Genomic DNA, 13,302 nt, shown 5'->3' with positions numbered 1-13,302 from the left:
GGGACAGGCTCCAGCGCTGCCAAGGATAAAGGCGTCGCTTGAGCTTGGGGTCGAACTCACCAAAGGACTATAACAATGGCTCTCAGTAAAGAAGTGCCGGAGTTTGACATCGACGATGAGGTTCTCCTTATGGAGACCGGCATCGATTCGGATTCGATGTCGAATGATGAAGGGGCTGCTCCACCTTCCGTTCGTTCCAAATCCAAACACTCCGCTTCACTTAAACAACATAAGTACATCGACTACACGCGTGCACTTGATGCCACGCAGTTGTATCTCAACGAAATCGGCTTTTCCCCATTGCTCTCCCCGGAGGAAGAAGTTCATTTTGCGCGCTTGTCGCAAAGTGGCGATCCGGCCGGGCGCAAGCGCATGATTGAAAGTAACCTGCGGCTGGTGGTCAAAATCGCCCGGCGTTACGTCAATCGGGGGCTGTCGCTGCTGGATCTGATCGAAGAGGGCAACCTCGGGCTGATCCGGGCGGTGGAAAAGTTCGATCCCGAGCGCGGCTTCCGCTTCTCGACCTATGCAACCTGGTGGATTCGTCAGACCATCGAGCGCGCGATCATGAATCAGACCCGGACCATCCGGTTGCCGATCCATGTGGTCAAGGAGCTCAACGTGTACCTGCGGGCTGCACGGGAGCTGACGCAAAAGCTCGACCACGAACCTTCACCCGAAGAAATCGCCAACCTGCTGGAAAAACCGGTGGGCGAGGTCAAGCGCATGCTGGGCCTGAACGAGCGGGTTTCTTCGGTCGACGTCTCGCTGGGTCCGGATTCGGATAAAACCCTGCTGGACACCCTTACCGATGATCGTCCGACCGATCCGTGCGAACTGTTGCAGGATGACGACCTGTCGCAGAGCATCGATCAATGGCTGTCGGAGCTGACCGACAAGCAGCGCGAGGTGGTTGTGCGTCGCTTCGGCCTGCGCGGTCACGAGAGCAGCACGCTGGAAGACGTAGGCCTGGAGATCGGCCTGACCCGGGAACGGGTGCGGCAGATTCAGGTAGAAGGCCTCAAGCGCCTTCGTGAAATTCTTGAGAAGAATGGCCTGTCGAGCGAGTCGCTGTTCCAGTAAGCGCCTCTCACGTCCGCCCGCAGAAAGCCCCGACTGGTTCGGGGCTTTTTGTTGGCCTGGATTTGGTGGCTGTCCCTTACAACGCTGTTGATTGCCGGACGTACGGTTGGCAATTCCATCGTTTGTAGTCTCGCGGTGTAAGCCTTGGCTTACTCTTTCGTAGGTGTTCACTATTTTTACAGGACGGCAGACGTCGATTATTCTCGGCGTTGTTATTTAACTTATTGATTTATATATTTATTTTTTAATGTGAAGTGCTTATTACAGCGCTTCTACGGTCTCAGGGCCGATTGCTCTCGCCGGGGAATTCTCTAGTATCTGGTTTGTGTCGACGGACAGACACGCCCTTCAAGGATGAGGGGAACGGACATCGCAGGACGCGATTCATCAGGACGATGAAAAGGAATACAGGGAATAGGGAAAAAATGTGGGCGGGTCATACCGCCCCTTTTTTTTGCCCGCAGAAAAGCAGAACACAGAAAAGCAAAAAGGCCCGCGAGGGGCCTTTTCATTCGAGCGCGGGGCAGATCAGCGTTCGAGGTCTTTGATCTTGCCTTTGACGCCGTCCCACTCTTCGGCATCCGGCAGCGATTCTTTCTTCTCGGTGATGTTCGGCCAGATTTCAGCCAGCTCAACGTTGAGTTGAATGAACTCCTGCATCTCTTCCGGAACTTCGTCCTCGGAGAAGATGGCTACGGCCGGGCATTCCGGTTCGCACAGGGCGCAGTCGATGCACTCATCCGGGTGAATCACCAGGAAGTTCGGGCCTTCGTAAAAGCAGTCCACCGGACAGACTTCTACGCAGTCGGTGTACTTGCACTTGATGCAGTTGTCGGTGACGACGAAGGTCATTTCTAATTTTCTCCTCAGGCGGCGGCAGCGTTGCCCCTTCACGGTTGGGGTCGCCAGGTTCGGGAGCGATACCTGCTGGCCAGGCTATTAGCCAGCAGCATCCCAAACCGCGCGAGATTCTAACAGCTTGAAGCCGTTTGCGTTATATCCGCTTCTTCAGTGCTTATATCCGGTTCTTCAATGCATAGAGCATTTCGAGCGCACGACGCGGGGTCAGGTCATCCAGATCCAGTTTAGCCAGCTCATCGAGTACCGGATGCGGCAGGCTGGCGAACATGTCGCTTTGCTGTGGCGTCGCCGGTTTGCCCTTGGCCGCAGGTTTCGGCGCTTCATGCGGCAACGCGGTTTCTTCCAGTCGGCTCAAGTGCTCGCGGGCACGCACGATCACTTCACTCGGCACGCCGGCCAACTGCGCCACTGCCAAGCCATAACTCTGGCTGGCAGGGCCGGGCAGCACGTGGTGCAGGAACACGATGCGTTCGTTGTGCTCGGTGGCGTTGAGGTGGACGTTGGCCACCAATGGCTCGGCTTCCGGCAACACGGTCAGTTCGAAGTAGTGTGTAGCGAACAGTGTGTAGGCGCGCAAATGAGCCAGGCGCTCCGCCGCAGCCCACGCCAGCGACAGACCGTCGAAGGTGCTGGTGCCGCGACCGACTTCGTCCATCAGTACCAGGCTGCGCTCGGTGGCGTTGTGCAGGATGTTGGCGGTCTCGCTCATTTCAACCATGAAGGTCGAACGGCCGCCCGCGAGGTCATCGCTGGAACCGATGCGGGTGAAAATGCGATCGACCAGCGACAGTTCGCAACTGGCGGCCGGCACGAAGCTGCCGATATGCGCCAGCAGCACGATCAATGCGGTTTGGCGCATGTAGGTGGATTTACCGCCCATGTTCGGGCCGGTGATCACCAGCATGCGCGTGTTGTCATCCAGACTGAGGTCGTTGGCCACGAACGGCGTGGTCAGCACCTGCTCGACCACCGGGTGACGACCCTGGGAGATGCGCATGCACGGCTCGCTGACGAAACGTGGGCAGTTCAGATCGAGGTTCAGCGCGCGCTCGGCGAGGTTGCTCAACACGTCGAGTTCGGCCAGTGCGCCAGCGGTGTCCTGCAACGGTGGCAATTGGCTGATCAAGTCTTCCAGCAGCGCTTCGTAAAGCATCTTCTCGCGTGCGAGGGCGCGGCTCTTGGCCGACAGCGCCTTGTCTTCGAATTCTTTCAGTTCCGGCGTGATAAAGCGTTCGGCGCCTTTCAGCGTCTGCCGACGAATGTAATCCGCTGGCGCCGATTCGGCCTGCTTGCTCGGCAGTTCGATGAAGTAGCCGTGAATGCGGTTATAGCCAACTTTCAGGTGGCTCAGGCCGGTGCGGGCTTTCTCGCGGGCTTCCAGATCGATGAGGAACTGACCGGCGTTTTCGCTCAGCGATTGCAAATCGTCGAGTTCGCTGTCGTAACCGGTTTTCAGCACGCCGCCGTCACGGATGACCGCAGGCGGGTTGTCGATAATGGCTTTTTCCAGCAGCGCCGCCAGTTCCGGGTAAGTGCTGGTGGTGGTCGCCAGACCTTGCAGGTGCGGCGCTTCCAGGTCGGTCATGGCCACTTGCAGTTCAGGCAGTGCGCCAAGGGCGTCGCGCAGCCGTGCGAGATCACGAGGACGCGCGTTGCGCAGGCCGATCCGCGCGAGAATCCGTTCGATGTCGCCGATTTCCTTGAGCTGCGGTTGCAGCTTTTCGAAACGATAGCGATCGAGCAGGCAAGTGATCGAGCTCTGGCGTGCCAGCAGCACGGTCAGATCGCGCAGCGGACGGTTCAGCCAACGGGTCAGCAGGCGGCTGCCCATGGCGGTCTGGCAGCGATCGACGACCGATTGCAGGGTGTTATCGCGGCCACCGGCCAGGTTGGTGTCGAGTTCAAGATTGCGGCGGCTCGCACCGTCCAGCACCACGGTGTCATCGAGACGTTCGTGGCGCAGGCTGCGCAGGTGGGGCAGGGCGGTGCGCTGGGTTTCCTTGGCATACGCCAACAGGCAACCGGCAGCGCCGATGGCCAGGGTCAGGTTCTCGCAACCAAAGCCCTTCAGGTCTTGGGTGGAGAATTGCTGGCAAAGGCTTTTAAGCGCCGAGTCGCGCTCGAAATCCCACGGTGCACGGCGACTGACGCCACGGCGTTTTTCCGCTGGCAGGTCCCTTGGCCAGTCGTCCGGGATCAACAATTCCACCGGGTTGATCCGCTCCAGTTCCGCCAGCAGATTTTCCCAGCCTTTGATTTCCGACACGCTGAAGCTGCCGCTGGTGATGTCCAGCACGGCCAGACCGAACAGACGCTCATCACCCAACAGCGCAGCGATCAGGTTGTCGCGGCGCTCGTCGAGCAGCGCCTCATCACTGACCGTACCCGGCGTGAGGATTCGTACGACCTGACGTTCAACCGGGCCTTTGCTGGTCGCTGGATCGCCGACCTGCTCGCAGATCACCACCGATTCGCCGAGCTTGACCAGTTTCGCCAGATAGCCTTCCGCCGCGTGGTAAGGAATCCCGCACATCGGAATCGCCTGTCCCGCCGACTGCCCGCGCGCGGTCAGGGTGATGTCGAGCAACTTGGCAGCCTTCTTTGCGTCTTCGTAGAAGATCTCGTAGAAGTCGCCCATGCGGTAGAACATCAGCTGATCCGGGTGCTGATTCTTCAGGCGCCAGTACTGCTGCATCATCGGAGTGTGGGAGGACAGGTCGGAGACGGCTTTATTCATCGGATTGTCAGGCAACTCGTTAAAAGATGTAGGGCAAAAGCGGGGGCATCGGCCAGGCTTTCGCGCGATGGGCGCAAGGTTACCATGGGCAGTCTGCCGGACGCAGGCATCGCAGCCGGGTAACGGTTTTCTTCGCCGAAAGGTGTAGTTATGCACGATTTATGCAAATCAGCATTTGTCTTCATTAAAAACTTCAAGCACTATGCGCGTTATGCAAAAACGCAACGTAGCCTCCGTCTTAAGAGCACTGCTCGACCAGCACGGGATCTCCCCCACGGAGCTCCACCGTCGCACCGGCGTGCCTCAATCCACTCTCTCGCGGATTCTCAGCGGGAAGATCGTCGATCCCTCGGATAAACATATCTCGAAGATCGCCGAGTACTTCGCCGTGAGCACCGATCAGTTGCGCGGGCGCGCGGATGTCGCGCCGTCGGCCGGTGCCGCGCGTGATGATGTACACGCGGAACTCAAGGACATAATGCTGTGGGACGACGATACGCCGGTCGATGATGACGAAGTATCGGTGCCGTTCCTTCGCGAGGTTGAATTGGCTGCTGGATCAGGAAGATTCGTCATCGAAGAGAGCGAGCGCTCTAGCCTGCGCTTCGGCAAGCGCAGCCTGCGCCATAACGGGGTGCAGTTCGACCAGGCCAAATGCGTGACAGTGCGTGGCAACAGCATGTTGCCGGTCTTGCGTGATGGTGCCACCGTCGGCGTCAATGCGGGCAAGTGCGGCATCGGCGACATCATCGATGGCGACCTGTACGCGATCAATCACAACGGCCAATTGCGCGTGAAGCAGCTTTATCGCTTGCCTACCGGCATTCGTCTGCGCAGCTTCAATCGCGATGAGCATCCAGACGAGGACTACAGCTTCCAGGAAATCCAGGAAGAGCAGATCGTCATCCTCGGTCACGTCTTCTGGTGGGGCATGTACGCCCGCTAACCAGACCTCTTCCAGATAAACCCGCCTTCGTTGGCGGGTTTTTTTTCGCTTGGATAAAACCACCAAACCCTTTCGCTGCGGGGCTTTCATGCGTTTGCGCATTTCTAATGCATAAATAAATGCATTTGCGCATTGACTGGATATGCATACATGCATATTCTTGCCACCAAGCCGCTCGACAAAGCGGCTGGCAAGAAAGCTCTTTAGTTCCACAAGAACAGGCAGCGATGAACCGGCCTCAACGGTTCAGAGGGTTGGCAACTGACCCGGGTGTGCAGCGTAAAGCACCAGAAGCAGTTATCCGGCGGGCAGGGACCGCGGTCGGAAAAACAATTTGAATGGACTCGTACCGCGCCAGTAGCGCCGAAAAGTCAGCTTCCTTCTTGAACACAGGATTTGAAGGAAGGCGAAGGAGCGCATTACTGAAAAGCCCGGGGTGCAAGCGCCGGGCTTTTTGGAATGCCTGCCTGATCAAACACGACATGCATTGAAAAACACACATCGAGGAATACACATGAATCTTTATGCACTGGTCGAATACAACAGAGTGGTCCAACTGAAAGAGAGCGAAATCGCTCCTGAAGCACCGGCTTCGCCAGCCTCCGTCTGGGTTGATGTCACCGGCTCGGATGTTCGATTGGGGTGGGGAGCCACATTCAACGGAATCTGGACCTTTTCTCCACCGACCGAGGAAGACCTGCGAAATGAAGCCGAACAGCAGAAATGGCAATTGCTGAATGCTGCCGCCAACTGGCTGTTGATGAACTCGTTGCAGTTCAAGGTTGACCTGGCCATGGCCACGGCAGAAGAGCAGGCCCGGCTGCTGGCTCACAAACAGTACTGCATCGCTCTCAGCGACATCGATAAACAGTCGGGGTATCCGGCAAACATCATGTGGCCGGTCGCTCCTTACTGACGCATCAAGTCTGCTGTGAAAGCAGACCCATCGTGCCTGGTTCCTTGAGCCAGAAGACCACAACCAATTCCGAAATTTATCAGGGATGAAAAACAAACCATGTTGAACAATAAAATCGCTGCGCTTTTCACGACTTTTGTACTGCTCGGCACAGGTACCCACGCACTGGCTGCCAATCTGTTGGTGAACGGCAGTTTCGAGCAATCAACCTGCGGCGCAGGCTGCATTTTGGACACTCCCGCAAAAGCCAACGCCATCACAGGCTGGACGACATTTCTGTCTGGTGCCGAATATTTCAATATGCCTAATGCGATTGGCGGCTCTGTTGCAGCAGATGGCGTGATGATCGTTGACTTGGCCAACTACGTGTACGGCAACGGCGGTGGAATACAGCAGAACTTTGCAACGACCGTGGGCGCCAAATACCGAGTGACCTTCAGTGCGGGCAATTCGCGTTTTGCCAGCCGCTCGGGCGACGGTGTCATCCAGATGAAAGTGGCAGGACAAACCGCAACCTTCAACACGCCGACCGCCAAAGGCGTTGCAGTTGAATGGGCCACTCTGACCTACGATTTCACCGCAACCACGCCGCAGACAACGCTGGCGTTTTCCAACGAGCAGAACCCGTACGCCAACTTTGCCTTTATCGATGACGTCATTGTCGAGCGTTTGTAACGCCTGTAGACGGGGAGCGCTGGTTTTACTCAAACGTGAGAGATGACCTCAACGCATCGGGTCTGCTCACAATTTCTTGTTTCCTCAACGCTACCCCGGAGGCGTGACATGACAAACGAGCAACAAGCCCTGGCCGACATGCCGATCTGGCTGGTCATCCTCCTTGCCGTAGTGGGCGGGGTGTCCGGCGAAATGTGGCGCGCCGACAAGGAGGGCGCTCGCGGCTGGTCATTGCTGCGGCGCCTGGCCCTGCGCTCGGGCGCCTGCATGATCTGCGGCGTGTCGGCGATCATGCTGCTGTATGCCGCCGGCATGTCGATCTGGGCCGCCGGCGCCTTCGGTTGCCTGACCGCAATGGCCGGCGCCGACGTGGCAATCGGGTTGTACGAACGCTGGGCTGCCAAGCGCATCGGCGTCTGCGAAGTACCGCCTCGCGACCAACCTTGAACTTGGTATTTCTCCGTGCCGCCATTTTGGCGGCAGGGCTGCGCGTGGACGATTGAAAAGGAGGTCATGTATGCCCACACCGATCCAGCAGCCGTCGCAACTGTTCACAGCCATCGCGACGACACTGCGCAACACTACCGGACTCAACCTCAGCGTCGGCAATAATGATGATTTCACTGCACCGGGCGATCAGGCCTGGGTGCTGATCGACTTCGACCGCAATGGACCGGGAGTGCGTGCCGCTGACGGGCGAATTGCTCATGTCATGACGGTCTCCCTGCAAGTCATCCCGGCCCTTGCCGCCAGCGCATTTGCAGCGTGCGATCTGATCGCGGTGCTGAAAAACCTGATTACTGACAACCGCTGGAACCTGCCCGGCGATCAATGCGATCTGCCGATGAATATTGATGGCTTGCCGTCATTGCTCATCCGCGGCGATCAGCAATACAAAGCCTGGACCCTGACGTTCAACCAGACCCTCTACCTCGGCCCGACCTTGCTGGACGATCCACTGGGTACGCCGAAATTCGCTCGCACCTGGGAGGTCAGCAATATCGACGACCCTGACCAATACACCGCGCTGGAGGCCTGACCGATGTTCGACGCATTACTGCGCATGCAACTCGGCCCGATCATCGAGCGCCTGGCCGAAATGGAAGCGGAAATCGACGACCTGCACCGCCGTGCCGAGAGCTTCTGCCGTATCGGCATTTGCCAGACCGTCGACGCCGCGAGCAACACCTGTCAGGTCAGTCACGGTGGCTTGCTCACGCCAGCCATCAAGTTCTTCAATCCCAGCGCTGGCGCGCAGAGTGAGTCGCGGATTCCGACGGTGGGCGAGCAGTGTCTGCTGTTCAACTACGGCAGCGGCGAAAGCGGTGCACAGAGCGTGGCGTTGTTCGGTTTGAACAGTGACCGTTTTCCGCCAGCCTCTACGATCCCGACGCTGACCCGTCGCGTGTATCAGGACGGTAGCGAAAGCGGCTACGACGATGCTTCACACACCCTGCACTGGCAAAACGGCCCGGCAGCTTTCAACGGTACTCGTGAATCGCTGGAGCTGAGCATCGGCCCGGCACGACTGGCAATGACACCGCAACTGATCACCCTGCAACTGGGTGCAGTCGGCCTGACCATTGACGCTTCGGGCGTGCACTTCAGCGGCCCATTGGTCGATCACCAGGGCCGTGTCATCAGCCCCTGAATCAAGAGCCTTCCATGATCGGAATCGATAGAGACAGCGGGGCCACGGTCGACGACTGGCTGCAATTTGTGCAGCGCGCGACCCGGGCCCTGACTACGCCGCTGGGTACCCGGCAAAAAAGGCCCTTGTACGGATCGCTGATCCCCTCGTTGTTGGGGCAGAACCTCGGCGACGACGTCCTGCTTCTGGCCCAGAGCCACGCGGCGCAAGCGTTCTACAACACGCAGAACGGGATCAGCGATTTTCAGCCGCAAGTGATCGTCGCCAGCCGTCAGGGCGCCGGTCTGCTGCTGCGTTTCGCCGGCACCTGGAAAAACCGTCAACAAACCTTCGAGGTCGTGACATGAGCATGTTGATCCCCGGCCAGAACCAATTGGCCGAACCCGCGCTGATCACCGTTGAAGCCTTCGAAGAATTGCTCGCTGAGTTCAAGACTTTCGTCGTCGAATACGTCGGGGCGCGTTCGCCGGACAGTGCTGCGAAACTCAAGACCAGCCTGGAAAACGAAAGTGAACTGCTGACCCTGGCGCTGGAAGCTTTCTGCGTGCGGCTGCAAACCCATGAGCGCAAATACAACGCTCGCATCAAACAGATGCTGGCGTGGTGGGCGACGGGCAGCAACCTCGATGCACGGCTGGCGGACATGGGCCTTGAGCGGCAGTTGCTTGATCCAGGTGATCCGGCAGCATTTCCACCGGTGCCGGCGATTTATGAAAGCGACGACGATGCTCGCTTGCGTTATTACCTGGCACCGCATGCACCGGCAGCGGGCTCACGGATGCAATATCGCCGCGAAGTCTTCACCCTCGGCGAGCGGCCAACGGTGAAGGTCGAATCCACCGATGCCGGTGTGGTGAGTGTCACTTACACCTTCAACCCCGATGGTCTCGCCGCGCAGGTCAAGGATGGCAACGGTCGACGCACCGCGCCCGGTGAAGTGCAGGTCACGGTGCTGTCGCGAGAGGGTGATGGGACGCCATCTGAAGGATTGCTTGAAGGCGTGCGTGAACACTTCGCCCGGCCGGATGTGCGACCGGAAACCGATCTCGTCACCGTCAAGGCTGCCGACATTCAGCGCTACAAGATTCGCGTCGTCGCCAAAATCAATTCCGGCCCCGATTCCGGCCTGACCAAAGTCGCCGCGCAACAGCAACTGCAGGCCTACGCCGACAGTTGCCATCGCCTCGAAGGCCGGGTCGATCCGAGCTGGATCGACTACACGCTGCACAGCGCCGGTGCCGTGCAACTGCAGATTCTCGAACCGCTGGCGCCGATCGTGACGACAGCGTTTCAAGCGCCGTATTGCACGGCGGTCGAGGTTGAGGTGCTGACGCTATGAGTGAACAAACTCAGCGCCCGACGCTGTTGCCGGCCAACAGTTCGGCACTCGAACGAGGTCTGGATCTCGGCTTTGGCGCCTTGCTTGATCGCATCGCACCGCCGTTTCCGGAACTGATGAACCCCGCAGAAACCCCGGTCGCCTTTCTGCCGTATCTGGCAGCGGATCGCGGTGTTGCCGAATGGAGCAGCGCCGCACCGGAAGCGGAAAAACGCCTGACCGTCGAACTGGCCTGGCCCACCGCGCGTCAGGCCGGCACCCGCAAGGCGCTGGAAAACGCCGCCAAGGGTTTGCAACTGCGCCCGGAAATCCGCGCCTGGTACGAACAGACACCGCCCGGTGCGCCGTACAGCTTTTCCGTTCGCGCCTTCAGCGACCAACCCTACAGCGAAGAAATCGATGCCCGTCTCGACCGACGCCTGGCGGATGCCAAGAGCGAGCGCGATGTGCTGACGGTCTCCGTTGGCTTGAGCGCTTTCGGCAATCACGTCATCGCCGCCGCGACATTCTGCGGAGAACTGACCACGGTTTATCCGGTGTTCATCGAAGGGCTCGAAACCTCGGGAGAGGCGTTCATGGCTGCCGGTATGTACACCGTCGAAACATCCACTATTTATCCTCAGGGGGCCTGAATGGCTGACTATTACACCCTGCTCACCAACGCAGGGATTGCCTACGAAACGGCGTGCAAGGCCGCGGGCACGCCGATCAAGTTGACACAGATTTCCGTCGGCGACGGCGGCGGCACGGTCTACAACCCGGCCGCGACCGCCACTGCGCTGAAACGCGAAGTCTGGCGCGGGCCGCTCAATGCGCTGTTCCAGGACGAGAAGAATCCGAGCTGGCTGCTCGCCGAAGTGACCATTCCGCCGGATGTCGGCGGTTGGTATGTACGAGAGGCCGGGTTGTGGACTGACACCGGGATTCTCTACGCCATCGTCAAATATCCGGAGTCGTTCAAACCGGTTCTGGCCACGTCGGGTTCGGGTAAAGAGTTCTACATTCGCTCGATTTTCGAGACGAGTAATGCGTCGCTGGTGACGTTGTTGATTGATGACACCGTGGTTAAAGCCACGCGTGCCTGGGTCATGAGTTACCTCGCCGAAGAACTCGGCAAGCTCGATGGCAAGCAGTCGGTGCGTGTTGCTGCGACTGGCAATGTCGTGTTGAACGGTGCGCAGCAGATTGATGGTGTGGCAGTGATTGCTGGCGACCGCGTGCTTGTTGCGAACCAGATCTTGGCCAAGGACAACGGCCTGTGGATAGTCGCCAATGGCGACTGGGTGCGGGCGACCGATGCCAACAGCAGCGCCAAGGTCACGCCGAGCCTGACGGTCATGGTCGAGGAGGGCGCGGCGAATGGAGATTCTTTGTGGCACCTGACCACCAATGCGCCGATTACCCTCGGCACGACCGCGCTGACGTTCAAGATGCTCGCCGGGCGCACCGGGATTGCCGCCGGGACTTACAAAAGTCTGACGGTTGATGAATATGGCCGGGCGACTGCCGGTGCGAACCCTGAAACGTTGGCCGGGTTCGGAATCAAGGATTCGTACACCAAGGCTGAAGTTGAAGCGCTGATTGCCAAGGCGTCGGCGTTGCCGGTGGGTTCGATTGTCGCGTTTCCGGTTGATGCACCACCGCCGGGTTTTCTGGAGCTGGATAACAGCGTCAAGAGCAGTGCTACGTACCCGGACCTGAGCGCTTATCTGGGCGGCAAGTTCAACAAGGGTGACGAGGGTGTTGGCAATTTCCGCTTGCCCGAGGCGCGTGGGGAGTTCTTGCGCGGTTGGGATCATGGGCGCGGAGTGGATGTCGAGCGAACTATTGGCAGCCAACAGGCCGCTACGGCGGTTTGCGCAGGGGATGCCACGAAAACATCGCAAGTTGTGGGCAGTTTTTATAACACTCAGGATGACAATGTAGCAGCCTTCAAAGCCCGATTGAATTCAGATGGTGATGCTTCTCTTACAGGTATTTCGCAGTCCTACGCCGCAGCTACCGGCAGCAACGACATTGCGAATACGGCAATCACTGTCCGTCCGCGCAACATCGCCGTCATGTGGTGCATCAAAGCCTGGAACGCCCCGGTCAATCAGGGAACCATCGATGTCGCCGCGCTGGTCAAGGAAGTCGAACGGCTTAAATCCGCTGTTCCAGTTGGCGCTGTTCTGGCATTTCCGACCGGCATCGTCGCTCCCGGTTATCTGGAACTGGATGGCAGTGTGCAGAGCATTGCTACCTATCCGGATCTGGCTGCCTATCTCGGCGCCACTTACAACAGGGGTAATGAAGGCGCAGGCAACTTCCGTTTGCCGGAATCACGCGGTGAGTTCCTGCGCGGCTGGGATCATGGGCGCGGTGTGGATGCCGGGCGGCAGATCGGAATTTATCAGGGGGACGAAGTAAAGTCCCACTATCACGATGCCCTGTTCGCAACAGGTCCAGTAGGCACTGGCTCCGTTCTGGGGATCACCAACTCGGCTGCCGGTGACAGGGTGGGAAGTGGTGCGCAATATGCGTCCAGCGGCGGCCCTCAAAGCTACATTGCCAGTACCGGAGGCGCTGAAACCCGCCCCCGCAACATCGCCGTCATGTGGTGCATCAAAGCCTGGGATGCGTCGATCAATCAGGGAAACATCGATATCACTGCGCTGGCGACTCTGGCGCAACAAGCTTCCGAAAGCAATCAAGGCACAGCAAAAATCGCCACCCAAGCCCAGACAGACGCGGGCACTGATGACAAAGCTGTAGTCACCCCCAAAAAAATGCGTTGGGGCTTTTCAATTGGCATTTCTGAGAACCTGGGCAGTAGCTACGTCGTATTTCCGACGTGGCTCGGAGGTTTGATCATTCAGTGGGGGATGACGAACGCAATCGCATCCGGCGCAAATTACCTCCAGCCCTTTCCGGTAGCGTTCCCGTTGTTTGTGCCAGCAGTGTTTACGACTTATCCCAATGCTGCAGTGGATGCGCCGACGGGCTCGACCTATATCGGGCAGGTTCGAGCTCAGAGTAGGGCGAACGTGACCATTCGCAACATTGGCCCCACCCCGGCACAATTTTATTTTCTGGCTATCGGCCGTTGAGGCCG

The 13,302-nt window shown here is 58.6% G+C and carries 13 protein-coding genes; 11 read left to right on the top strand and 2 right to left on the bottom strand.

From position 1 onward, the window contains the following. Window positions 1-75: 75 nt before the first annotated feature. Window positions 76-1,083, top strand: a complete 1,008-nt coding sequence (gene rpoS / locus CKW38_RS08795) for an RNA polymerase sigma factor RpoS (protein ID WP_007908828.1) — start codon at window positions 76-78, stop codon at window positions 1,081-1,083. A gap of 528 nt (window positions 1,084-1,611) precedes the next feature. On the opposite strand, the gene fdxA is transcribed toward rpoS, so the two are convergent. Then, entirely contained in the window at window positions 1,612-1,935 is a 324-nt protein-coding gene (gene fdxA / locus CKW38_RS08790) for a ferredoxin FdxA (RefSeq protein ID WP_007908827.1), read from the bottom strand. Window positions 1,936-2,098: 163 nt separating this feature from the next. Beyond that, entirely contained in the window at window positions 2,099-4,681 is a 2,583-nt protein-coding gene (mutS, locus tag CKW38_RS08785) for a DNA mismatch repair protein MutS (RefSeq protein WP_095112503.1), read from the bottom strand. A gap of 211 nt (window positions 4,682-4,892) precedes the next feature. Between mutS and CKW38_RS08780 the strand changes: the two genes are divergently transcribed. The 10 genes from CKW38_RS08780 (at window position 4,893) to CKW38_RS08735 (ending at window position 13,297) form a co-directional block, all read left to right on the top strand. Then, entirely contained in the window at window positions 4,893-5,627 is a 735-nt protein-coding gene (locus CKW38_RS08780) for an XRE family transcriptional regulator (RefSeq protein ID WP_007908821.1), read from the top strand. Window positions 5,628-6,141: 514 nt separating this feature from the next. Beyond that, window positions 6,142-6,543: a tail fiber assembly protein gene (locus CKW38_RS08775; RefSeq protein WP_095112501.1), complete on the top strand. Its 402-nt coding sequence runs from the start codon at window positions 6,142-6,144 to the stop codon at window positions 6,541-6,543. A 99-nt stretch (window positions 6,544-6,642) separates the two neighbouring features. Further along, window positions 6,643-7,218: a DUF642 domain-containing protein gene (locus tag CKW38_RS08770; RefSeq protein ID WP_007908819.1), complete on the top strand. Its 576-nt coding sequence runs from the start codon at window positions 6,643-6,645 to the stop codon at window positions 7,216-7,218. Between the two features lie 108 nt (window positions 7,219-7,326). Next, window positions 7,327-7,665, top strand: a complete 339-nt coding sequence (locus CKW38_RS08765; protein WP_007908817.1) for a phage holin family protein — start codon at window positions 7,327-7,329, stop codon at window positions 7,663-7,665. Between the two features lie 70 nt (window positions 7,666-7,735). Further along, window positions 7,736-8,257, top strand: a complete 522-nt coding sequence (locus tag CKW38_RS08760; protein WP_095112500.1) for a hypothetical protein — start codon at window positions 7,736-7,738, stop codon at window positions 8,255-8,257. A gap of 3 nt (window positions 8,258-8,260) precedes the next feature. Continuing rightward, window positions 8,261-8,869: a phage baseplate assembly protein V gene (locus CKW38_RS08755; protein WP_095112498.1), complete on the top strand. Its 609-nt coding sequence runs from the start codon at window positions 8,261-8,263 to the stop codon at window positions 8,867-8,869. Between the two features lie 14 nt (window positions 8,870-8,883). Continuing rightward, window positions 8,884-9,216, top strand: a complete 333-nt coding sequence (locus tag CKW38_RS08750) for a phage baseplate protein (RefSeq protein WP_095112497.1) — start codon at window positions 8,884-8,886, stop codon at window positions 9,214-9,216. Next, window positions 9,213-10,208: a baseplate J/gp47 family protein gene (locus CKW38_RS08745; protein WP_095112496.1), complete on the top strand. Its 996-nt coding sequence runs from the start codon at window positions 9,213-9,215 to the stop codon at window positions 10,206-10,208. Before CKW38_RS08750 ends, CKW38_RS08745 begins: the two co-directional genes overlap by 4 nt. Further along, window positions 10,205-10,840: a phage tail protein I gene (locus tag CKW38_RS08740; protein ID WP_095112494.1), complete on the top strand. Its 636-nt coding sequence runs from the start codon at window positions 10,205-10,207 to the stop codon at window positions 10,838-10,840. Before CKW38_RS08745 ends, CKW38_RS08740 begins: the two co-directional genes overlap by 4 nt. Next, window positions 10,841-13,297, top strand: a complete 2,457-nt coding sequence (locus CKW38_RS08735; protein WP_095112492.1) for a phage tail protein — start codon at window positions 10,841-10,843, stop codon at window positions 13,295-13,297. The last annotated feature ends 5 nt before the right edge of the window (window positions 13,298-13,302 follow it).

Source organism: Pseudomonas sp. Irchel 3H7 (assembly GCF_900187605.1).
GTDB lineage: Bacteria > Pseudomonadota > Gammaproteobacteria > Pseudomonadales > Pseudomonadaceae > Aquipseudomonas.
The sequence above is the reverse complement of the archived record's forward strand: the minus strand, read 5'-3'. Positions and strand labels throughout refer to the sequence as shown.